Source organism: Hymenobacter caeli, from assembly GCF_013294115.1.
In the GTDB taxonomy this organism is placed as follows: domain Bacteria; phylum Bacteroidota; class Bacteroidia; order Cytophagales; family Hymenobacteraceae; genus Hymenobacter; species Hymenobacter caeli.
In genome coordinates, this window is record NZ_JABSNP010000025.1 from 1 (window position 1) to 22659 (window position 22659).

The following is a 22659-nucleotide window of genomic DNA, read 5'->3' on the forward strand; positions in this document are numbered from 1 at the left end:
GCGGATTTGGTCACTGGCGCACTTGGCGCAATAATGCTGGGTGTAAACCATAAACCAATCTACAACCGCCACCCTGAATTAATCCACTACCTAAAATAATTGTGGTCACTTCAGCCGCACCAGCGTGGCGCCGTAGCCGAACTTCTCCTTGCGGGAATCTTCGAAGAACTTGATGTCCTTGTTGCGGCTGAGCTGGCGGTGGATTTCCTTGCGCAGCGTGCCGTTGCCCATGCCGTGGATGAACACGATTTCGTGCATGTTGGTGGCCAGGGCCCGGCTCAGCGCGTCCTCGAAGGCATCGAGCTGGAGGCGCAGGATGGCGGTGTTGCTCAGCTCCTCGGTGTTGTCGGGGCGCAGGGCCTCGAAGTGCAGGTCGAACTCGTGGGGCGGGGCCAGTACGGGCGCGGCGGGCTTGGGGGTCGCGGCGGCTACTACGGCGGCGGGCTTGGCGGGCGCGTCGCCGGTGAGTTGGGTGCGCAGGGCGGCCGCATCAATGCCGGCCGGGGCCTGGGCGGCTTCGGGAGCGGGTGTCGCGGGCGCCTCCTGGGCCAGCTTCTCGGGGGCAATGGCGGCGGCGGCTCTCTCGTCGAGTTGAAATAGGTATGCATCCGCGTTGATGACCGGGGCGGAGCGGCGGCTGGAATAGAACGTGCTGGCCTTAAAACCCTGGCGCTTGTTAATCAGCTCGTAGGCCGCGTCGCCGTTGTGGCGGTGGGGCAGGAGCTGCACCACGGTGGCGGGCCAGGTTTCAAAGTCCTTCAGGTGTAAAAAAGCCAAGGGCTTGGTGCTGGCCTTGGGGCCCAGTTGGCCGGCGGCCAGGGCCCGGTAAGGGCGGGCCGGGGTTTCCTCGCCGTAGGTGAAGAGCACGTCGGCCTCGGTGTTGTTGATGAGCGTGACGCCCAGCAGCTCGGGCGACTGGTTGACCAAGGCCAGGAACAGGCCCTTGGCGGCCGGGGCGGCCCCAGCCGATGGCACCTTGCCACCGGGGGCCTTGGCCGCGGCGGGGCCGCTGCTGGCCACGGCGGCCAGGGCCTCGGCCAGGGTAGGGGTGGCCCTGGCGGCCGTGGGCTTGGGCACCTGGCTGCGGTCTTTTTTGCTGGCGTTGGCGTTGCGGCCGGGTTGCTGGCCGGGGCCGTAGGTGGGGGCGGCGCGATTGAAGTTTTTGCTTTCGTCGGCGGCCACCACCACCACTTCGCGGCGCAGCACGGGGATGGTGAAATCGTTGTCGATGGCCACTTCCACCAGCTCGCTGTCGAGCAGGCGGGTCACGATGCCTTCTTCGGTGCCGGTGAGCAGGCGTACTCTATCTCCTACGTTCATAATAATTCGGGGGCGGAATGGGACAGGACGACGGGACCAGAAGCGGCCCCGAAAACTCCTTGTACGGGTGGAACCGACAAAAATACGGCGGCGCGCGGCGCGGAGCGCCCAGGCGGACTGGCCGGGGCCCCGCGGGCCCGGTTCTTAGTTCTTATGAAAAAGCAGTCCACTTAGAGCGCGACTCCTGGTTCTGGCACGTTTCGCCCAAGTTAAAGAGCCATAAAAGGGGGCCCCACGTATCGGAGCACGGGGTTTGAGCCGTAGCTTTGCAAATCGACGCAATCGTTACCAGTAATTGTTTATTAACATTTTCTGCTCTTAATTTAACCTTCATGAAAATAATTCGACTCTTCGGGGTAGTGTGGCTTGGGTTGCTGGGCCTGGCGGCGCAAGCGCAGGTTGTGACCACCGCGCCCGTATTTTTCACGGCCGACACGCCCATCACCTTGACGTTTGACGCCACCCAGGGCAGCGCTGGCCTGGCCGCTTACACCGGCGACGTGTACATCTGGACCGGCGTCATCACCAACCTCAGCGCCAACGCCACCGACTGGAAGCACGTGGTGGGCACCAGCTACAGCAGCCCCATCGCCGCGGAAAAGATGACGCCGCTGGGCAACCACAAGTACAGCCTCTCGTTCACGCCGCGCACGTACTACCCGGGCCTGGCCGGCTCCGGCGAAACGGTGCAGAAGCTGGCGATGGTGTTCCGGGCCGCCGGGGGCTCGCCGGAAGGCAAGGGCCCCGGCGGGGCCGACATCCTGGTGAACGTGGCGCAGAACGCCGCCTTGCAGGTGGCCATTACGCAGCCGGTGGCCAGCGGCGGCAACCCACAGTTCGTGGCCCTGAACCAGCAAGTGGCCGTGACGGGCACCGCCTCGGCCGCCGCCACGCTCACGCTCTACCTCAACGGCACGCAGGTGGCCCAGCAGGCCAACGCCACGTCGCTGAGCGCCACCGTGACCGTAACGCAAACCGGTAATAACACGTTGCGCCTGACGGCCAGCGACGGCACCCAGACCGTGGAAGACAACCAGACCCTGGTGGTGCGCCCGGCCGTGGCCACGGCCCCGCTGCCGGCCGGGGCCAAGCCCGACGGCATCACCTACATCAACGGCGGCACCTCAGCTATTCTGAGTTTGAGCGCCCCGGGCAAGCAGTTCGTGTACGTGCTGGGCGAGTTCAACAACTGGCAGCCCACGGTCGCCGGCTTCATGAGCCAGACGGCCGACAACACCAGCGCCACGCCCGCCACGGTGGCCGCCACCGGCCGCTGGTGGGTGCAGGTGGACGGCCTCACGCCGGGCCAGGAGTACGCCTACCAGTTTCTGGTGGACGGCCAGCTGCGGGTGGCCGACGCCTACTGCGAGAAAATCCTGGATCCGAACGACGACTCGTACATTCCCGCCGCCACCTACCCGGCCCTGAAGCCCTACCCGACGGGCAAAACCACGGGCATCGTGTCGGTGCTGCAAAGCGGCCAGGCGCCCTACGCGTGGCAGGCCACCGGCTTCCAGCGCCCCGCCCGCACCAACCTGGTGACGTATGAGCTGCTGGTGCGCGACTTCGTGGGGGCCCACAACTACCAGACGCTGCGCGACACGCTCGGCTACCTCCAGCGCCTGGGCGTGAACGCCATCGAGCTGATGCCCGTCAACGAGTTCGACGGCAACGACAACTGGGGCTACAGCCCCGATTTCTACTTCGCGCCCGACAAGTACTACGGCACCAAGACGGCCTTGAAGCAGTTTATTGACGAGTGCCACCGCCGCGGCATTGCCGTGGTGCTGGACATGGTGCTGAACCACTCCACCGGCCAGAGCCCCATGTTCCAGCTCTACGCCAACGGCAACAGCGCCGCCGCCAACAACCCGTGGTTCAACGTGAGTGCCCCGCACCCCTACAACGTCTATAACGACCTGAACCACGAGAGCCCCTACACGAAGTACTTCAGCAAGAAGGTGATGCAGTTTTGGCTCCAGGAGTACCACATCGACGGCTACCGCTTCGATTTGGCCGGGGGCTTCACCAACAAGCCCACCACCGAGGCCACCTACGCCGACTACGACCAGTCGCGCGTCGACATCTGGAAAGACTACTACCAGACGCTGGTGGCCGCCGACGCCACCGCGTACCCCATCCTGGAGCACTTCCCCGTGGACCTCGAAGCCAAGACGCTGACCGACTACGGCTTCATGATTTGGGGCAACATGAACTACAACTACAACGAGGCCACGATGGGCTACGTGGGCACCTCCGACCTCACCCGGGGCTACTACAAGACCAGGGGCTTCAACAACCCCAACCTGGTGACGTACATGGAAAGCCACGACGAAGAGCGCCTGGCCTTTAAAAACGCCGCTTACGGCAACAGTTCGGGCACCTACAGCACCAAGGATTTCGCCACCTCGATGGCCCGCAACGCCCTGGCGGCGGCGTTTTTCTTCACCGTGCCGGGGCCCAAAATGGTGTGGCAGTTCGGCGAGGTGGGCTACGACTTCACCATCAACCGCTGCCCCGACGGCACCGTGAGCAACGACTGCCGCACGGCCGACAAGCCCATCCGCTGGGACTACGAAACCGTGCCCGAGCGCCGCGCCCTCTACAACGTGTACCGCAGCCTCATTGCCCTGAAAAAGACGCAGCCGGTATTCGCCAACCCCACCAGCTACGACCAGCAACTGACCGGGGCCACCAAGCTCATTCACCTGGCCGACGCCAGCCTGGGGGTGACCGTGGTGGGCAACTTCGACGTGACGGCCCAGAGCGTGGTGCCGGCCTTCCAGAGCCCGGGCACCTGGTACAATTACCTCACCGGCACCAGCCGCGTGGTGACGGACGTGAACGCGCCCCTGACGCTCCAGCCCGGCGAGTACGCCGTGTACACGTCGAAGCCCCTCAATGCGGCCACCGGCACCGTGCTGGCCGCCCGGCCCCAGGCCACGGCGGCCTTCCGCCTGGCGGCCTTCCCCAGCCCCGCCGCCGCCGTGGCTACCCTGCACTACGAGCTGCCGGCCGCCGCCCGCGTGAGCGTGGTGGTGTGCAACGTGCTCGGGGCCACGGTGGCCACCGTGCCCACCGCCGGCCGCCAGGCCGCCGGGGCCCACGAGCTGCCCGTGCCCGTGGCCAACCTCGCCAACGGCGTGTACCTGGTGCGCCTGCAAGCCGACGGCCAGCAGCAAACCGCCCGCCTGCTGGTGCAGCACTAGCCGCTGCGGGCGGCGCAAAAAAAGGGGCCCCGCCGGGGCCCCTTTTTTTGCGCTTGGAGGAATTATAGGGCTTAACTAATTACTCTTTAACCAAGTGGTATTCGACCAAATCGTCGATGGGCGAGCGGAGAATTTTGCCCACTTGCATGCCGTGGCCGTTGGCTACCTGCGTGAGGGCGTCGCGGAAGTTGTAGGCCACCGAGCCGATGCAGTTGAACGTGTAATCCTGGAAGCGGGGGTAGTGCACTACGATGTTCTGGAAGAACGCCTCGAAGCTTTGCAGCACGATGTCGCGGCAGTAGCTCACGTTGTTATGGTCGTAGGTGAACTTGGCGAAGCTGGCCAGGAAGCGGTTGGGCAGCGGCTGGTTGTAGAGGCGGTCGATGATGTCGTTGCGCGTGCCCAGGTCGTAGGTGTCGCGGAAGGCCTCCTGGAGGCCGTCGGGCAGCAGGCCGCGCATGTAGTCGCGCAGCAGCCGCTTGCCGATGAACGAGCCCGACCCCTCGTCGCCCAGGAAGTAGCCGAGCGAATCCACGTTGTAGGTAATCTTTTTGCCGTCGTAGATGCACGAGTTGGTGCCCGTGCCCAGGATGGCGGCGAAGCCGGGGCCCCGGCCCAGCAGGGCGCGGGCCGCCGCCAGCAGGTCCTCGGTCACGTCCACGGTGCGCACGTTCGGGAACAGCTGCTTGAGGGCGTTGCCAATCACGGCCGCCTTGGCCGCCGACGACACCCCGGCCCCGTAGAAATACACCTCGCGCACCTCCTCGCGCGGGAGCGTGTCGGGCAGGCTCTGGCCGAGCGAGCGCACGATGCCCGGCGTGTCGATGAAATCGGGGTTGTAGCCCTCGGTGTTGAAATAAACGCGCTGCTGGGCGTCGTCGAGCTGGCACCAGCTGCATTTGGTGGAACCACCGTCGGCAATAAGAATCATGAGGCTGCGGAGATGAAGGCTGTGGGGATGGGGGGCGAAAGTAAGAAAAAGCCGGCAGGACCGCCGCACCGGTCCAGAAAGCTAGGCATAAAAAAAACCGCTGACGGGCAGCGGCTTTTTTTGTGAAGTAGCGGCGGGATGCTACTTGACGGTGTAGTAGGCGGTGGCCAGCTTCGTGGAATCGGTGGCGTTGTACAGAGTCACCGTGTAAGTGCCGCTGCTGGCAATCATCAGGTTGTTGCCGTCCTTGGCCAGGGGCACGGTGGGGCCGGCTCCGCCCAGGTTGGTGGTCCAGTGCTTGCCAAACCGAAACTTAAACTGGTCGGCCGTCAGCGGCCCGGTGTAGCTGAAGGTTTTGGCGTCGCAGTCGTAGGTCATCGTGTAGTCGTTGCTCCAGCCCGGGCCGGCGGGGCCGATGATGCTCCAGGCTTTCTGGGGCTGGGCGCAGAAGGCGAACGGGGTGGCCGTGAGCGCCACCACCGGCGAGTTCAGCTGGGCGTTAGAAGCATAGTTGGCGTTCAGGCGCACCTCGAGCGGGGCGGCCGTGTTGGGCGTGAGGCCCAGGTTCACGAGGGCCGCGTTCAGGTCGCCCATCGAAACCGCCGTGGCGGGGCCCGCGCCCGCGCTAATCGTCACGGGGGCGGCGAAGTTGTTGCCTTTCTTGTCAATCTGGAACTGGTAAGCCACCGCCGGGGTGTAGGGGTGGTCCACGCCCGACCACGCGAACGAGGCAATGGGCGTCCAGGTGAACGTTACCGCCGTTTGGGTGCTGTTGGCCTGTTGCAGCACCACGCTGTTGGTAGAGGCCGTGAGGGTAGGCGAGTTGCTGGGCGTCAGGGTGGCCTGCATTTCGTCTTTCTTGCAGGCTGTGAGGGCCAGTGCCGCTACCGCGCACAACCCCGCCGTTTGGGTAAGCCAATTTTTCATGAGGACTATCGGTTAATGGGTGGAAAAAAAGTGCCTCCCCGGCCCACCGCCGGCCGTTGGGGCCGGGCCGGTGGGCCGGGGAAACAAGAAAAGGTTAGTAGCCCGGGTTCTGCACCAGGTTGGGGTTCACGCTCAGGTCCGACGAGGGGATGGGGAACAGGCTGCGGGTGTCGGGCACGCTGGTGCCGGCGGCCACGCCGCCCTTCCAGGGCCACAGGTACGAGCCGCTGGTGAAGCGGCCGTAGCGGATGAGGTCGGTGCGGCGGGTGCCTTCCCAGTACAGCTCGCGCGAGCGCTCGTTGAGCAGGAAGTCGGTGGTGAGGGCGGCGGCGGTGATGTTGCCGGCCGTCGTGTTCTTGTAGGCGCGGGCCCGCACCAGGTTCACGTAGGCGAGGGCCTGGGGCAGGTTGGTGCCCGTGCGCACGGCGGCTTCGGCGTACATCAGGTACACGTCGGCCAGGCGGAACATGGGGTAGTCGGTGTCCACGAACGTGGCGTCGGCCCCGGCGGCCCCCGCCGAGCTGACGTTCTTAAATTTGATGGGCACGTAGCCATTGTTGAAGTTGGTCTGCGAAACCACGTCCAGGGTCTGGCCGCCGGTCACAAACTTGCCCCGGGTATCCGACGCAGTGTCCGCAAATTGCTGGTAGAGCTTGGGCGTGGTGCGCACGCCGCCCCAGCCGCCGCCGATGCCGTACTTGGCCGGGTTCCAGTTGGCGTCGGACGTGCCCGACACGGCCGCGTGCGTCAGGAACGTGGTGCCGCCGTAGGTCTGGGTCTTTTTGCCGTCGAACACAATCGGGAAGATGATTTCCGGCGACGCGTAGTTGTCGGTGAGGAAGTTGCGGGCGTAGGCCGTGGCCTTGCCAGTGGCGGCGGTTTGCAGCGAGTAGCCGCCGGTGTCAATCACCTTGGCGGCGTAGGTCAGGCAGTCGGCGTAGCGGGCCGTGCCCGTATAGACCTGCGCGTTCAGGTACATCTTGGCGAGCAGCGTCCAGGCGGCGGCTTTGTTGGCCCGGCCGTACTGGCTGGCGCTCTGGCTGGGGGCCAGCAGGTCGGCGTCGATGGCCTTCAGCTCCGATTCGAGGTAGGTGAAGAGCGCGGCCCGGGTGGTTTGCTTGGGCGGCGTGGTGCCCCCGATGGGGTCGGTTTCGATGGCAAAGGGCGGGTTGCCGTACAAGTCCATGGCGTGGTAGTAGGCCAGGGCTCGCAGGAAGCGCACCTCCGCCCGGAACGCCTTGATGTCGGTCAGGTCGGTGCCGGTGATGCCACGGGCGGCGAGTTTATCGTCGGTGGCTTCGGCCAGGAAGCCGTTGCAAAGCGTGATTTCGTAGAGGATGCGGCTGTACAGGCCCTGAATCAACACCCCGCTCGAGGTCCAGTTCATGTTGTGCCAGTCCTGCACCCCGGGGTCGCCCCACTGAATCACGGCCTCGTCGGTGGTCAGCTCCTGGGCGCTCCACAGCTGGCGCACGTAGTCCGACGTGCCCTGGTCGATGCCCAGAATGTCGCCCGTCGAAGCGTCGGGGCCGTTGGGGCCCGTCACGGCGAAGCCGCTGTACGCCTTGGCGGCCACGGCCCGGTAGCCGGCCGCGTCCTTGAACACCGCGTCGGTGCTGAGGTCGTAAGTCGGGGTGCGGTCGAGGTCCTTGTTGCACGAGGACGCGACCACGAGCAGGGAGGAGGTGAAGCCCAAGACGGCAGCGTTCCGAAAAATAGTATTTTTCATAGGAGGCTTGAATTAAAAAATTAAATGCTCAGGTTCAGTCCAAACGTGTAGGTGCGCGGACGGGGGTACACGTTGTTGTCCACGCCGTTCGGAATCTCGGGGTCAAGGCCGGTATACTTCGTGGCCACAAATACGTTTTGCACGGCCGCGCTCAGGCGCAGGCTGCCTTTGCCGTTCAGGACTTTACCCACGTTGTAGCCGAGGGTAGCGTTGTCCATACGTAAAAACGAGGCGTTCTGGATGTAGTAATCCGACGAGTAGCGGGCCTGGCTGGAGTTGAGGAAACCGGTGTTGTTGGCGTCGCGCACCACGTTGGAAACGAAGTTGCTGGAGCCCACGATGCCTTGGTAGTTTCCCAGGTTCGAGTTGACGTTGTTGTAGGCGTAGTTGCCCAGGTTGGCGCGGAGCGAGAAGGCCAGGCTCACGCGGTTGTAGCTTAGGTTGGAGCCGAAGCCCAGCAACACTTTCGGGGCCGACTGCTTGTAGATGCGGCGGTCGTTGGAATCGATTTTGCCGTCGCCATTGATGTCGGTGTACACGCCGTCAATCGGCTTGCCGTCGGGCCCGTACACCTGCTGGTAGGCGTAGAACGACGACGAGGGCGAGCCCACCGAATAGTTGCCAATGTTGGTGCCCACGCCGCCCGCAACCACCGTGTTCTCGATGCCTTGGAAATCGGGCGCCTGCGGCCCCAGCGACAGGATTTTGTTCACATTGTAAGTAGCGTTAGCGTTCAAAGTCCAGTTCAGGCGCTCGCCCTGAATGGCTGTGCCGATGAGGTTGAATTCAACGCCCTTGTTCTCCAGCGAGCCCACGTTGGAAATCAAGCGGTTGGTGTAGTTAATCTCGCCGGGGATGGGAATAACGGCCAGTAGGTCGGTGGTTTTGCGGTAGTACACGTCGGCGCTGGCCGTCAGGCGGTTGTTGAAGAAGCCAAAGTCCAGGCCGGCGTTGTAGGTGGCCGTCGATTCCCACTTTAGGTTACTGTTAAAGCCCAGGGGCGAGTACGGCGTGTAGTAAATACCGCCGAGCTGGTACTGGGCCGTGGGCACGTTCAGGAAGTAGCGCTGGATGTAGGGGTAGTCGCTGCCGGCGGCGGCCACCACGTCCTGCTGGCCGGTGACGCCGTAGCCCAGGCGCAGCTTCAAGTCGGCAAACGTGGAGTTATCCTTCAGGAAGGCCTCGTCTTTGATGCGCCAGGCAAACGAGGCCGCCGGGAACAGGGCGTTGCGGTTGCTGGGCGAGAAGCGCGACGAGGCGTCGTTGCGCAGCGTGCCGGTGAAGATGTAGCGGTTGTTGAGCGTTAGGTTGGCCCGGCCGTAGTACGAGATGATCGTGTACTGGGTGCGGAACGGGTTGCTGGCGGCCAGCGTGCGCACCGTGGTGGCGTCGCCCAGGTAGTTGGCGTAGGCCGGGGCCGTGGTCACAAAGTCTTGGTACGAATAGCCGGCCAGCAGCTCCAGGCGGCTGGTTTCGCCAAACGCTTTGGTGTAGTTCAGGTAGGTTTCGAGCAGCTTGTTGTTGCGCTGCTGCGAGTAGTAATTATACGAGCCGCCCCGCGCCGTGGTGTTGGCGGGGTCGAGGGGCGTGTTGAAGTAGGAGCCGGCCGAGCGGGCGTCGATCAGGTTGGTGCCGGTGGCGCGGGTCACGTCGTAGCCCAGGTTCACGTTGGCGTGCAGGTCGGGCAGGAAGTGCAGCTTGTAGTCGAGCTGCACGTTGCCGATGCTGCGCTTCACGGTGCTGCGGTTGCGCTGGAGCATCAGCGTGGCCACCGGGTTGGTGGGCACGTTCTGCTGGGGGGTGCCGTTGCCTTGCAGGTACTGGAAGTAGTTGCTGTAGTTGGCGTTGTCGCTGAACACGTTCTGGGTGGGGTCGAAGGCCAGGGCCGAGCCGATGGCCCCGGTGTCGCCGAAGTTGTTGTCGGTCCAGGTGCCCTTCACGTTCAGGTTCACGCGCAGGTGGTTGTCGAGCAGGACGGGGTTCAGGCTCAGCGAGCCCGTGTTGCGGATGAGGCCGTCGGTTTTGAGGATGCCCTGCTGCTCGAGGTTGCCAATCGAGGCCCGGAAGGGCAGCTTGCCCACGGCCCCGGCCAGGCTCACGTTGTTGTCGTAGGTCATGGCCGTCCGGAAAATCTGGTTCTGCCAGTTGGTGTTGCCCGTGCCCAGCAGCTTGGCCTGCTGGGGCGCCACGGCCTGCACCGTGGCCCGGAACTCGTCGGCCGACAACACCGGTACCGAGTTGTAGCGGGCGGCGAGCGAGGTGTTCGACACCAGGTTGACAGTCAGCTTATCGCCCACGTTCCCCTTCTTGGTGGTGATGAGGATAACGCCGTTCGAGGCCCGCGAGCCGTAGATGGCGGTGGCCGAGGCGTCCTTCAGCACGGTGTAGGTTTCGATGTCGTTGGGGTTGATGAGGCTCAGCGGGTTGGCCGCGCCGCTCACGGCGGAGTTGTCCACCGGCACGCCGTCAATCACGATGAGCGGGTCGTTGCTGGCGTTCAGCGACGAGCCCCCGCGGATGCGGATGGTGGTGGCCCCGCCCGGGGCCCCGCCGGCCGTGGTAATCTGCACGCCGGCCACTTTGCCCTGGATGAGCTGCTCGGGGTTGGTGATTTGCCCCTGCACAAAATCTTTCGCCGTCACCGTCGTGATGGCCCCGGTCACGTCTTGCCGGCGCTGGGTGCCGTAGCCGATGACCACGGCCTCGCCCAGCTCGGTAGCATTTACCGTTAAGGACGCCGAAACGGTGGTGTTCTGGCCGGCCACGATGGTTACCGGCCGCCGGGTGGCATTGTAGCCAACAAACGTCAGTACAATCGTTTGCGGGCCGGCCGGAATATTAGCGATGCGGAAGCTGCCGTCCACGTCGCTGGAAACGCCCAGCGAAGTGCCTTCCACGAGCACGGTGGCGCCGGGAATGCCGGTGTTCTTTTCGTCCAGCACCCGGCCGCTCACGGAGCCGGTGGTCTGGGCCTGGGCCCCGGCCTGGAGGCCGAGGAGGGCAAATAAAAGCAAAAACCAGGTTTTTGCCAGGTAGGTGTGTTTCATCGGAAACGGTATTGGGTGAAGATTGGTTAAAGCAAAGAATAACGAGCTGGTACGGGTAGGCTTTGCGGCTGCAAATTACTCAAAATTTAACTAAAACTGCGCAAAATCGACCCGAATTAATTGCTAAAAGGGCCAGAACAAGCGTTTTAGGCGGTTTGCTGGTGAAGCCAGGGTGAGGATTCGAAACGGCCCCGCCCGAACCCCATTTTTAGGGCCTTGAAAAATCCAAAAAACCGGCAAAATGTGCTAACGCAACCCGTTGCACGGCCCCGCGCGCCCGGCCTTGGTAATGGCGGCCCCTGCCTACCTTTGATTCTTTCGCCGCGCTAACTATTTTTCTATATGAATACCTTGCTATTCTTTGCATTAGCCCTGCTGCCCGTGGCGGGAATGGCCCAGTCGGCGCCCCGGGCCCGGCACGGCCGCCCGGCCCCCGGCGAGCCGCAGCCCGTCATCGGCCGCGTGCGGCTGGCCAGCCCGGTGCTGGTGTTTTACCGGCCGGCGGGCCCCGGCACGGCCGTGCAGCAGCTGGTGCTCGACAAGAACCAGCTGCCGCTGCTGCGCACCCTGTCGCTGGAGGAACTGGCGCAGCGCCGCGACGTGTTCGTGGACGGCCTGGGCAACCTGGCCCTGCCCGGCACCGACGCCCAGAAGTTCCGGCTGGCCGGCACCAGCCTGCTAGCGGGCCCCGAGCGCAAGCCGGCCGGCGACGGCCGCAGCACCTACGCCCGCCTGAAAGTGCCCTCCCCGGGCGAGTTATACGTGGTGCGGGAGTCGGCCGAGGAGTACCGCCACTTTGTGGCAGCCCCGGGCCAACAGGGCTACCGCATCGATTTTCAAACCAACGGCCTGCCGGGCATCGATTCGGTGCGGGCCGTGTACACCCTGCGCAAAGTGGACGCGGCCGAGCGGGGGGCCGGCGCGGGGGCTACCCTGCGCTAGCGGCGCGCTTTTTAGTTTACTCATGTCTTTCGTTTGCCCCCATTTGCCGGCCCCGGGCCCGGCTGCCGCCAGTTGCGCGGCCCTGCCGCCGCGGCCGGCCGGCGTGCCCGCGCCGCCCGCCCACACGGCCAGCCCGCAGGTACAGGTGCTCGACACGGCGTTTTGGATGCCGCAGCTGGGCCGCCACCGCCGGGTGTGGCTGTACCTGCCCGCCGATTACGCCCGCCAGCCCCAGCGCCGCTACCCGGTGCTGTACCTGCACGACGGCCAAAACGTGTTCGACGCCGCCACGGCCTACGCCGGCGAGTGGGGCGTGGACGAAACCCTCGACCGCCTCCGCGCCAGCGGCCAGGACCCCACCGGCTGCCTCGTGGTGGCCGTGGACAACGGCAGCCGCTACCGGGGCGACGAGTACATCCCGTGGCCCAACCCGCGCCTCAAAACCGGGGGCCAGGGCGCGGCCTACGTCGATTTCCTGGCCCTCACCCTCAAACCTTACATCGACCGCCACTACCGCACCCGGCCCGACGCGGCCCACACCGGCATCGGGGGCTCCAGCCTGGGGGGCCTAATCTCGGTGTACGCGGCCCTGCGCCACCCGGCGGTGTTTGGGCGGGTCGGGGCCTTTTCGCCCGCGTTTTGGGTGTGCGACGACTCGCTGCGGGCCTACGCCCGCCAGCACCCGCCGGCCCCAACTGCTAAGTTCTACTTCGTGGCCGGGGCCCGGGAAGATTCGTCCATGCTGCCCCTGATGGCGCAGTGGCGCGACTTGCTGCACGCCCAGGGCGTGCCCGCCGCCCACCTGGCCTACCGCGCCGCCCCCGACGGCGAGCACCGCGAGTGGTTCTGGCAGCGCGAGTTCGCGGCGGCCTACGAGTGGCTGTTCGACCCCCAACGCCACGGCCCCCGCGCCGCGCCGGCCCAACCGGGCCAGCCCTAGCGTTGCCGTGGTGCGCGGTGCGGATGCATAAAAAAAGGGCCCGCCGTGGTGGTGGGCCCTTTTTTGGGTGCCTGGTTGGCGAAGGCTTAGTGCACCAGCAGCGTGCGGCTGGTGGCTTGGTCGCCCACTTGCAGGCGCACCAGGTAGGCCCCGGCGGGCAGGGCCCCCAGGCTCACCTGCTGGGGCCCCACCTGCGGGCCCCGGGCCACCGAGCGCACCAGCTGGCCCATCGTGTTGTACACGCTCAGGGCCACGTCCTGGCGGCCCGAGGGCACCAGGTAGGCAGCGGTGGCCGCCGCCTGCTCGGCGGGGTTGGGGTACACCCCGAAGCCCAGGCCGGTGGCCACGCCCGCCCGCGAAGCCAGCGCCCCGGTGCCGAGGACGAACGAAACCGCCTGGGTGCCGGGGATGAGGGTGAAGTCGGGGTCGGCCCCGAAGGCCGTAGTGCGGCCCGCCACCTGCGGGATAATGTCGGCCGACGTGAACACCCCGCCACCATCAGTGAAGGCCGCGAATAAGTCGATGGTGCTGCCCACCGTCACGGGCGACGTGGCGGTGCCGAGCATGGTCAGTGGTATTTCCACTTCGAAGCCGTTGTTAGCCGTGTTGGTCGTAATCGTGCCGGCGTTCTTGTAGGCAAACTTAGACCCGGCCAGGTCGGCCGTGCTCGAGCCGGCTACTACCTGGGCTCCGGCCTTGCTGCCCTGGCCGATGTAACTGTCGGTGCCGGGCGCAATAGTGGTCCCGGTCACGTAGGATACGCGGCTGAAGTAAACGTCGCTCGCCGTGTTGGAGGTCGCGCCAATCGACGCGCGAAAGCCGTAATCTACTTCCATGTCCAGCGTAGGCTTGTGAACAAGGGGTGAGGGACCATCGTTGCCCCCAATCAGCTTGGTGCCCTTGGCGGTGCCGGTGCGGCCGGCCGTGTTCAGGTACAGAATCAGGGCCCGGTAGTTGCCCGAGGCTGATTCGCCCACGCCCACCACCATGATGTTGAGGGTGGTGGCGGTGTAGCCCACGTACAAGGCTTGCAGGCCCCGGTCGGCTTCGAGGTGGGTGCCAGTGTAAGAACCGGCCAGCTGGTACTTGCCAACACCCGTACCGATTTCGGTGCTCGACAGCACCCCGTCGACGGTGAACTGGGCCTGGGCGCTGAGGGCCCCCAAGGCCAACGTGCCAGCGGTAAGAAGCGAGAAGAGGTTTTTCATGCGGTGAGGAAGAAATTGGTGTGAAGGAGAAAAAACGTTGCGGGGAGGCCCGAGGCAATCGATTGTGGCAAATAAACTAAATTTTGGCCCAAGGACCAATACTTTTTTACCATCTGGTAAAAAAGTATTGGTCCTTGGGCTTAGCTCACAACTGAATAAGCTTTTGCACGGTCACTCGGTCGCCGCAGGCCAGGCGCACCAGGTAGGCCCCGGGCGGCAGCGGAGCCCCCGGCCCCAGCGCCAGCACGTGGGGGCCGGCCGCCAGTTGGGGCTCGTCGGCCAGCACCCGCACCACCTGCCCGGTGAGGGTGAGCAGCGTGGCCCGCACCGGGCAGGGGCGGTCAAGGGCGAAGGCCAGGGCGTAGGGGCCCGCGGTGGGGTTGGGGTACAGCTGCACGGCGGGCGCGGCCCGCGCCGCGACCGTGGCCAGGGCCTGCGAAGCGGTGAACGTCACGTCGTCGAGGCTGCAATAGTTGCCGGCGTTGGCGTCGGAGCGCAGGCCGATTTCGCACTGCCCGTTCGTCACCACGATGCCCGGCACCTGAATTTGCGTGAAGTTGACGGCCTGGGGCACGTTTACCGCTTTTTCGCCCCCTCCGAAGCCGTTGGCGTAGAGCTGGCACGAGTTCTGGCCGCCGCCGCTCGTCACCCAGCCGCTGAGGGTGTACGTACCGTTGGGCAAGTTGCTGAGCAGCTGGTAGGTGCGCACCTGGTAGGCCGTGGCCTTGTAGTGGGTGAGGCGGAAAAAGCCGCTGTGGCTGCCGCCCTCGGTGTAGTCGGCGTCGGCGTCGGCGGCCGAGGCCGTGCTCCAGCCCAGCGGCGTGGGGGTGGCCCCGGTGTACTCGAAGCCCGGGTTGTACACGAGGCCCGGGGCCGGCGGCACGTCCAGGAAGGCGTCCATCGCGGCCGTGGGGCGGCCGTCGGTGCCCCAGGCCCCCAGGGCGTAGCCCATCCAGTTGTAGGCCTGGGGCTCCCAGTACAGCACCCCCAGGCCCTTGCCGCCGGCCACCAACCTGGTCTTGGCGATGAGGTCGAGCAGCATTTGCTGGGCGGGAATGGGGTAGGCGGCCGGCATGCCGGTTTCCACCACCATCACTTCCTTGCCGGGGTAGCGGCCCACCATGTCGTTCATGTTGGCCAGGCACTGGGCCGTGTAGGTGGGCCAGTTGGTGGTCGAGGGGTACAGCGACAGGCCGATGACGTCCCAGTGGGCCCCGTTCACGGCCAGGGCGTCGAAGATGTAGCGAAACGTGGCGTTGTTGTAGCCGTTGGCGATGTGTACCACCACCTTGGTGGTGGGGCTCACGGCCTTCACCGCTTGGTAGCCCTGGTCGATGAACTGCGCAAAATTCACGGCTCCGCCCTGCGAGATGCGGCCTTCGGGCCACAGCATGCCGTCGTTGGTTTCGTTGCCCACCTGCACCCATTCGGGGGTAATGTTGTTGGCTTTCAGCGTGCTGAGCACGTCGGTCGTGTGGTCGTACACGGCCTGTTTCAGCTGGGCCACGGTGTAGGCCTGCCAGGCAGCGGGCTTGGTTTGCTTGCCCGGGTCGGCAAAGTCGTCGCTGTAGTGGAAGTCAATCAGCAGGCGCTGGCCCAGTGCCTGGGCCCGGAGGGCCTTGGCCAGCACGTCGGCCTTGCCGTTCCAGCCGCCGGCCGGGTTCACCCATACCCGCAGCCGGACGGTGTTCAGGTTGTAGTCGTCGTGCAACAGCTGGAACAAGTCCTTCTGGACGCCGGCGGTGGTGTAAAAGCTGTAATTAGACGCCTCCATCTGGGTCACCCAGCTCACGTCGGCCCCCTTGGCGAAGGGGACGGTCTGGGCCCCGGCGGGCCGGCCCAGGCCCAGCACCAGGACCGTAAAAAATAACAGGCGCGTAAAAGTTGGCATGGTCGGCAGCAATTAAAAAGGGAAGAAAAACAATACAACTTATTGCAACGAAACCGATTCCAGGTCCACCGTGAGCGGCGCGGCCCCGGCGGGGGCGGCCCCCAGCACCACTTGCAGCACCTCCGCTTCGGCCAGCCGAAGGGCCCCGGGGGCGCCCGGGGCGGCGTAGGTGAGGGGCAGGAAGCCGGGGTAGGGGCGCGGCACCAGCAGCAGCGGCGCGGGCCGGAACGCCGCCAGCGGCACGCGCACGTCCTGCCAATCGGGGCCGGCCACGGGCACGTCGGCGGCATAGGCGGCGCCGTCGCGCGTGGCCAGGCACAGGCGCAGCGGGCCCGCGCCCGCGCCCGGGCGCACCCGCACCACCACGGCCTGGTACGAGGCCAAATCAGCCGCGCGGCCGGCCAGCTTATCACCGAAATAGATCCGCAGCGCGGCCACGGGTGCCCCCGCGGCCGAAGCCGGCCGCTTGTCGTTGGCGGGGCCCTGCACCAGGCGCAGGGCCAGGGCTCCGGCGGGCGTGGTCACGTAGTCGGTCCAGCCTTGGTTGTCCACGCCGTGGGCCTCCGCCGCATCCTTGTCGGCCCCGGCGCCGAACAGCGGCAGCGGGGCCCCGGCGGCCACCACGGGCACTTCCCAGTGCTCGGGGTGGGCGTAGTCCCAGTCGGCGGGCTGGCCCGCGAAGGCCCCCGGAAACGTCAGGGTTTTGCCGGCCTGCCGCAGCACCAGCCAGTACCTCACCAACCCCGGGTACACCAGCGCGGCGGGCACGGTGGCCGCGTAAGTGGCGTAGCCGGTGGCCGCCATCGGCAGCGCCTGGGTGCGGCCGTAGTAGTGCTGGGCTACGAGCAGCACGGTGTCCTGGGGCCCCGCGCCGGTCAAGGTTATTTCGAGGCGCAGGGGCTGCCCGGCCACGGCCTGGGCCGGGGGCGTGTGCCGCACCTGGGGGCCCAGCGCGGTGGGGGCGGGGGCCGCGAATTCGCCCAGCTGGCCCGTGCCAAAGGCAGTTTGGGCCGTGTAGGCGGCCGCGGCCCGGCCGGCCGCGGCCACCAGGTACACGCCGGGCCGCACGGCCACGCGGCCCCCGGCGGCCGTGGCCTGCACGGCGTTGCCCGCGTTTAGGCCCCGCAGCGAGTAGGTATCGCCCACCTCCGGCAGCGCGAGTTGCAACGGCTGCTCGTTCCACAAAATCTGCGTGACGGGCTGCGCCAGCGAGGTTTTGGCAAACGGGTCGCGGATGGGCACGGCGTCGGGCAGCACCTCCAGCCGCCACACGCCCGGGGCTAGCCGGTCGAGGAAGTAGGCCCCCGTGCCCCCGTAGCGCACCACCGCCGACGCGCCCGTGCCCGCCACGTGCCGCAGCTGGGCCGGGGCCACCGGCCGCGTGCCCGTGCTGCCAGTGTAATAAAACGCCGCGGGCGTGTTCATCTCGCTCAGCTGCTCGCGGTAGCTCACCCGAAAGGCGTCGAACACGGAATCAGCCGGGTAGCCTTTGAAGACTTGCCCGCGCTTCACGCGCCGAAATGCTTCGCCGGCAATGAGCAGGCTGATGGCCTTGGCCGGCGTGTAGGCCAGGTTCAGGTAGTGGGTCTGGTACTCGGTGTTGGCGTAGGCCAGGGCCAGCGGGTCGTAGGCAAACATGGTGGCCCACTGCAAACCCGCCGTGCGGAAGCTGCGGGCCATGAACGGGTACATCACCGGCTGCACCACATCGGCCGACTCGAACTCATAAGCCATCTTGGCCTTGCGCTTGAAGCGCGGGTCGTTGGCGTACGGAATCGGGTACCGGTCCACGTAGGGCAGGAAATTGCCGCGCAGTGCGTGCCCGCCCACCAACCCCTCGGGGTACCACTGAAAGGTGAGCCCGTCCACCCGGGCGTTCAAAATAGCGTCGTGCACCTGCGGGCTCTCGGCGATGTTGTAGAACACCGGCTTGCGGCAGCCCGTGGCCCGGATGGCCCCGGCCATGCGGTCGGCGAAAGCCGTCACGGGCCCCTCGGGCAAGTGGTAGTGGGGCTCGTTGCACACCTCGAAGGCGATAATGCCCGGGTCCTGCCAGTTCAGTTGTTTGGTGTAGGGGTTGCGGTGGTTCAGGAACTGCGTGAGGTAGCGCTCCTGGGCCGCCACGGCCCGCGGGTTGGTGTAGGCTTCGCCCTTGCCGTAAATGCTCGAAAAGCCCGTGCCGGTGTCCTGCTCGGGGTAGCCGTTGTTCCAGTAGGCAATCGGGGTGAGGATGATTTTGATGCCGCGCCGTTCCAGCTGGTCCACCAGGTAATCGAGCAGCCGCAGGTGGTCGTTCTCCTGCAAGTTGCCCAGCGTATCGCTGATTTCCACGTCCCACACGTGCAGCCGAAACGCGTCCACGCCCAGCCGCGCCAAGTGGTACACGTCCTGCCGGACGGCCTGCTCGCGGTCCACGCCCAGCTTGCCCAGGGCCCTATAAGAGTAGGCAAACGGCGCGGTGTAGTTCACCCCGAACAGGGCCACTTCCTGCTTGCCCTGCTGCCAGCGCAACACCCCCGCCTTATCTACAAACACGTCGCCGCGGTGCGCCGCCTGGCCAGCAGCCGCCCGCGGAAACGCCAGGGCCCCCAGGGCCCCCACTAACAACATTGCACTGCGCAAACACATGAAACGGAAGATTAAAAAGGACGGACGGCCCCGGCCAATCCCAGTTATTTTGCGCAAGGTAGCGGCCCCTAATTATTAAAACAAACGTTTGCGTAAATAATGAGTTTAAGTAGCTGATAATCAGTATTCGGGGGTTACTAAAAAGGCCTGTGCGAATCCATCGCACAGGCCTTTTTAGTAACCCCCGAATACTGATTAATTAAATTTCTGAGAAATCGAACGATTCCAGAAAGGCCGTGGTGAAGTAGCCCTCTTTAAATTGCTCGTTATCCATCAGGGCCAGGTGGAACGGGATGGTCGTTTTCACGCCCTCTACCACGAACTCGCTCAGGGCCCGCTTCATCTTCACAATGGCTTCTTCACGGGTTTGGGCCACGGTGATGAGCTTGGCAATCATCGAGTCGTAGTTGGGCGGAATCTGGTAGCCGGCGTACACGTGGGTGTCCACGCGCACGCCGTGGCCGCCGGGGATGTGCAGCGTGGTGATGCGCCCCGGGGCCGGCCGGAAGCCGTTGCGCGGGTCCTCGGCGTTGATGCGGCACTCGATGGCGTGCATCTTGGGGAAGTAGTTCTTGCCCGAAATCGGGATGCCCGCCGCCACCTTAATCTGCTCCTTGATAAGGTCGTAGTTGATGATTTCCTCCGTCACGGGGTGCTCCACTTGGATGCGGGTGTTCATCTCCATGAAGTAGAAATCCCGGTTTTTATCGACCAGGAACTCGATGGTGCCCACGCCCTCGTAGCCGATGGCCGAGGCCCCGGCGATGGCCGCCGCGCCCATCCGCTCGCGCAAATCGTCGGTCATAAACGGCGAAGGAGCCTCCTCCACCAGCTTCTGGTGGCGGCGCTGGATGGAGCAGTCGCGCTCCGAGAGGTGGCACACGTGGCCGAATTGGTCGCCCACGAGTTGCACCTCGATGTGGTGGGGCTCCACCACGTACTTCTCCAAGTACATGCCGTCGTTGCCAAAGGCGGCCTTCGACTCGGTGCGGGCGTCGTCCCAGGCTTTCTGGAATTCTTCCTCGGCGTGGATCACGCGCATGCCGCGCCCGCCGCCGCCGGCCGTGGCCTTGAGGATGACGGGGTACTTGATTTTGTTGGCGATTTTCTTGCCCTGCTCCACCGAATCGAGCAGGCCCACCGAGCCCGGAATGCACGGCACGCCGGCCTTAATCATCGTGGCCTTGGCGGTGGCCTTATCGCCCATCTGGTTGATCATCTCGGGCGAGGCCCCGATGAACTTGATGCCGTTTTCCTGGCAGATGCGCGAGAATTCCGCGTTTTCGCTCAAAAAGCCGTACCCCGGGTGAATGGCGTCGGCGTTGGTAATTTCGGCCGCCGCAATCAGGTTCGGCATGCTCAGGTACGAGAGGGCCGAGGCCGGGGGGCCGATGCACACCGCCTCGTCGGCGAACTTCACGTGCAGGCTTTCCTTGTCGGCGGTCGAGTACACGGCCACCGTTTTGATGCCCATTTCCTTGCAGGTGCGGATGATGCGCAGCGCAATTTCGCCCCGGTTGGCGATGAGAATTTTCTTAAACATGGGGGTGGAGAGGAGATGAAAGTTCAGTAGGGGCGGGGCTTGCCCCCGCCCGTCGCTGCACGATGCCCTAGGCGGCGCGAACGACGGGCGGGGGCAAGCCCCGCCCCTACACGGGGCAAAACAGGCGCTTGATTACTCGATCAAAAACAGCGGCTGGTCGTACTCCACCGGGGTGGCGTTTTCTACCAGGGCCTTCACGATGCGGCCGCTCTGCTCGGCTTCAATCTCGTTAAAAAGCTTCATGGCCTCGATGATGCAAATCACCTGGCCTTTTTCCACCACGTCGCCCACCTGCACAAAAGCGGCCGTATCGGGCCCGCTGCTGCGGTAGAAGGTGCCAATCATAGGGGCTTTCAGGGCGGTGTGCACGGCCGCTGCGGCGGGCGCAGCGGCGGCAACCGGGGCCGCGGCGGGGGCCAGCGGGGCCAAGGCCGCCGCGGGCGCGGCCTGGGGGGCCGGGGCGCTCAGGCTCACCACTTGCTTGGTGTTGGGCTCGCGCTGCACCGAAATCTTGAATTCTTCCGTCTCGATGTTCACCTTGTTCAGGCCGGATTTGGCGATAAAATCGAGCAGTTCCTGTAGTTCTTTGGCTTTCATAGGGGCGTCCTTTTTGGGCGATGGGCCTTTACTTGACTCTTTCGACATAGGTGTAGGTGCGGGTATCGACCCGAATTTTGGTGTCCTGGTCGATAAAGAGCGGCACCTGCACCCGGGCCCCGGTTTCCATGGTGGCGGGCTTGAGGGTGTTGGTGGCCGTATCGCCGCGCAGGCCGGGCTCGGTGTAGGTCACCATCAGCTCCACGGTGGTGGGCAGCTCGGCGGTGAGGGGCAGCTCGGTTTCGGCGTGCATGAGGATGGTCACTTCCTGGCCTTCCTTCATCAGGTCGGCAAAGGGCACCATGGCGTCGGGCAGCACAATCTGCTCGAACGTGGCCGCGTCCATGAACGTGTAGCCGTAGTCGTCTTTGTAGATGAACTGGTGCGGGCGCTGCTCCACGCGGGCCGTTTCCACCTTCACGCCGGCGTTGAAGGTGTTGTCAATCACGCGGCCGGTTTTGATGTTGCGCAGCTTGGTGCGCACGAAGGCGGGGCCCTTGCCGGGCTTCACGTGCTGGAATTCGGTGATGACGTGCAGCTCACCGTTGTAGTTGAGCACGAGCCCGTTGCGAAAGTCGGCGGTTGAAGCCATGATTTTTGAGCTATTAGCTGATAGCTGCTAGCTATTAGCTTTTGATGGAATAAGGAGAGAATTAAAAATCGATAAACGCAAGCTAACAGCTAACAGCTATTAGCTAACAGCTTGATAATCATACGCCCATTTCAGGTACACGGAGCCCCAGGTGAAGCCCCCGCCAAAGGCGGCCAGCACGAGGTTGTCGCCGCGGCGCAGCTGGCTTTCGTAGTCGGACAGGCACAGCGGGATGGTGCCGTTGGTGGTGTTGCCGTAGCGCTGGATGTTGAGCATCACTTTTTCGGGGCCCACGCCCATGCGGTGGGCCGTGGCGTCGATGATGCGCTTGTTGGCCTGGTGCGGCACCAGCCAGGCCACGTCGTCGTTGCCGAGGTGGTTGCGCTCCATCACCTGGGCGGCCACGTCGGCCATGCTCTTCACGGCAAACTTGAACACCGTGGCCCCTTCCTGGTAAATGAAGTGCTCGCGCCGGTCCACGGTTTCGTGGGTGGGCGGGCGGCGGCTGCCGCCGGCTTTCTGGTACAGGTACGCCTCGCCGCTGCCGTCGGTGCGCAGCACCTGGTCGAGCAGGCCGTAGCCCTCGGTGTTGGGCTCGAGCAGCACCGCCCCGGCCCCGTCGCCGAAAATGATGCAGTTGGCGCGGTCGGTGTAGTCCACGATGGCCGACATCTTGTCGGCCCCCACAATAACCACCTTCTTGTACGTGCCGGACTGCACAAACTGGGCCCCGGTGGCCAGGGCAAACAAAAAGCCGGAACAGGCCGCGTTCATGTCGTAACTAAACGCCCGGGCGATGCCCACGCCGTTGGCAATGATGTTGGCCGTGGCCGGGAACAGCATGTCGGGCGTCACGGTGGCGCAAATCAGCAGGTCCACTTCCTCGGGGCGGGTGCCGGTTTTTTCCAGCAGCTGCTGCACGGCTTTGATGCCCATCACCGAAGTGCCCTGGTCCTCGCCCTTCAGAATGCGGCGCTCCTTGATGCCCGTGCGCGAGGTAATCCACTCGTCGGTGGTGTCCACCATTTTCTCAAGCTCCAAGTTGGTCAGCACGTAGTCGGGCACGTAGGAACCTATCCCGGTAATGGCAGCGGTAATCTTCATACGGGCAAAAGTAGGGGCGGGACGGGAGAAACGAGGACGGAAGCCGCGGCC

At 65.0% G+C, this 22659-nt stretch carries 15 protein-coding genes; 3 read left to right on the forward strand and 12 right to left on the reverse strand.

What is annotated here, in order from left to right; all coding sequences use genetic code 11:
- Window positions 1–105: 105 nt before the first annotated feature.
- Window positions 106–1320, reverse strand: a complete 1215-nt coding sequence (locus tag HNP98_RS19315; RefSeq protein ID WP_173811828.1) for a Smr/MutS family protein — start codon at window positions 1318–1320, stop codon at window positions 106–108.
- A gap of 332 nt (window positions 1321–1652) precedes the next feature.
- Here HNP98_RS19315 and HNP98_RS19320 point away from each other — a divergent pair, with 332 nt between their 5' ends.
- Window positions 1653–4529: an alpha-amylase family glycosyl hydrolase gene (locus tag HNP98_RS19320; RefSeq protein WP_173811829.1), complete on the forward strand. Its 2877-nt coding sequence runs from the start codon at window positions 1653–1655 to the stop codon at window positions 4527–4529.
- 79 nt (window positions 4530–4608) lie between these two features.
- On the opposite strand, the gene HNP98_RS19325 is transcribed toward HNP98_RS19320, so the two are convergent.
- The 4 genes from HNP98_RS19325 to HNP98_RS19340 form a co-directional block, all read right to left on the reverse strand.
- Window positions 4609–5460 carry an N-acetylglucosamine kinase gene (locus HNP98_RS19325; RefSeq protein WP_173811830.1) on the reverse strand — a complete coding sequence of 284 codons (852 nt, stop codon included), beginning with the start codon at window positions 5458–5460 and terminating at the stop codon, window positions 4609–4611.
- A 141-nt stretch (window positions 5461–5601) separates the two neighbouring features.
- On the reverse strand, window positions 5602–6387 hold the full coding sequence (locus HNP98_RS19330) for a SusE domain-containing protein (RefSeq protein WP_173811831.1): 786 nt from the start codon (window positions 6385–6387) through the stop codon (window positions 5602–5604).
- 94 nt (window positions 6388–6481) lie between these two features.
- Entirely contained in the window at window positions 6482–8116 is a 1635-nt protein-coding gene (locus tag HNP98_RS19335; RefSeq protein WP_173811832.1) for a RagB/SusD family nutrient uptake outer membrane protein, read from the reverse strand.
- Window positions 8117–8136: 20 nt separating this feature from the next.
- On the reverse strand, window positions 8137–11163 hold the full coding sequence (locus HNP98_RS19340) for a SusC/RagA family TonB-linked outer membrane protein (protein ID WP_173811833.1): 3027 nt from the start codon (window positions 11161–11163) through the stop codon (window positions 8137–8139).
- A 342-nt stretch (window positions 11164–11505) separates the two neighbouring features.
- Here HNP98_RS19340 and HNP98_RS19345 point away from each other — a divergent pair, with 342 nt between their 5' ends.
- Both HNP98_RS19345 and HNP98_RS19350 read left to right on the forward strand, forming a co-directional pair.
- Window positions 11506–12105 (forward strand): hypothetical protein, encoded by a 600-nt coding sequence (locus HNP98_RS19345; protein WP_173811834.1) that lies wholly within the window; start codon window positions 11506–11508, stop codon window positions 12103–12105.
- Window positions 12106–12127: 22 nt separating this feature from the next.
- Window positions 12128–13045 carry an alpha/beta hydrolase gene (locus HNP98_RS19350; RefSeq protein WP_173811835.1) on the forward strand — a complete coding sequence of 306 codons (918 nt, stop codon included), beginning with the start codon at window positions 12128–12130 and terminating at the stop codon, window positions 13043–13045.
- 86 nt (window positions 13046–13131) lie between these two features.
- Here HNP98_RS19350 and HNP98_RS19355 read toward each other — a convergent pair whose 3' ends face one another.
- The 7 genes from HNP98_RS19355 to HNP98_RS19385 form a co-directional block, all read right to left on the reverse strand.
- The gene (locus tag HNP98_RS19355; protein WP_173811836.1) at window positions 13132–14253 is read right to left on the reverse strand and encodes a T9SS type A sorting domain-containing protein; all 1122 of its coding nucleotides are present in this window, start codon (window positions 14251–14253) and stop codon (window positions 13132–13134) included.
- A 145-nt stretch (window positions 14254–14398) separates the two neighbouring features.
- Window positions 14399–16144: a glycosyl hydrolase 53 family protein gene (locus tag HNP98_RS21610; protein ID WP_217425841.1), complete on the reverse strand. Its 1746-nt coding sequence runs from the start codon at window positions 16142–16144 to the stop codon at window positions 14399–14401.
- 39 nt (window positions 16145–16183) lie between these two features.
- Window positions 16184–18766 (reverse strand): CIA30 family protein, encoded by a 2583-nt coding sequence (locus HNP98_RS19365; protein ID WP_173811837.1) that lies wholly within the window; start codon window positions 18764–18766, stop codon window positions 16184–16186.
- A gap of 205 nt (window positions 18767–18971) precedes the next feature.
- A complete protein-coding gene (gene accC / locus HNP98_RS19370; protein ID WP_173811838.1) occupies window positions 18972–20315 on the reverse strand; it encodes an acetyl-CoA carboxylase biotin carboxylase subunit in 1344 nt (447 codons plus the stop codon).
- 132 nt (window positions 20316–20447) lie between these two features.
- On the reverse strand, window positions 20448–20912 hold the full coding sequence (gene accB / locus HNP98_RS19375; RefSeq protein ID WP_173811839.1) for an acetyl-CoA carboxylase biotin carboxyl carrier protein: 465 nt from the start codon (window positions 20910–20912) through the stop codon (window positions 20448–20450).
- Between the two features lie 28 nt (window positions 20913–20940).
- A complete protein-coding gene (gene efp, locus HNP98_RS19380; protein ID WP_173811840.1) occupies window positions 20941–21504 on the reverse strand; it encodes an elongation factor P in 564 nt (187 codons plus the stop codon).
- Between the two features lie 99 nt (window positions 21505–21603).
- A complete protein-coding gene (locus tag HNP98_RS19385; protein ID WP_173811841.1) occupies window positions 21604–22608 on the reverse strand; it encodes a beta-ketoacyl-ACP synthase III in 1005 nt (334 codons plus the stop codon).
- Window positions 22609–22659 lie beyond the last annotated feature (51 nt).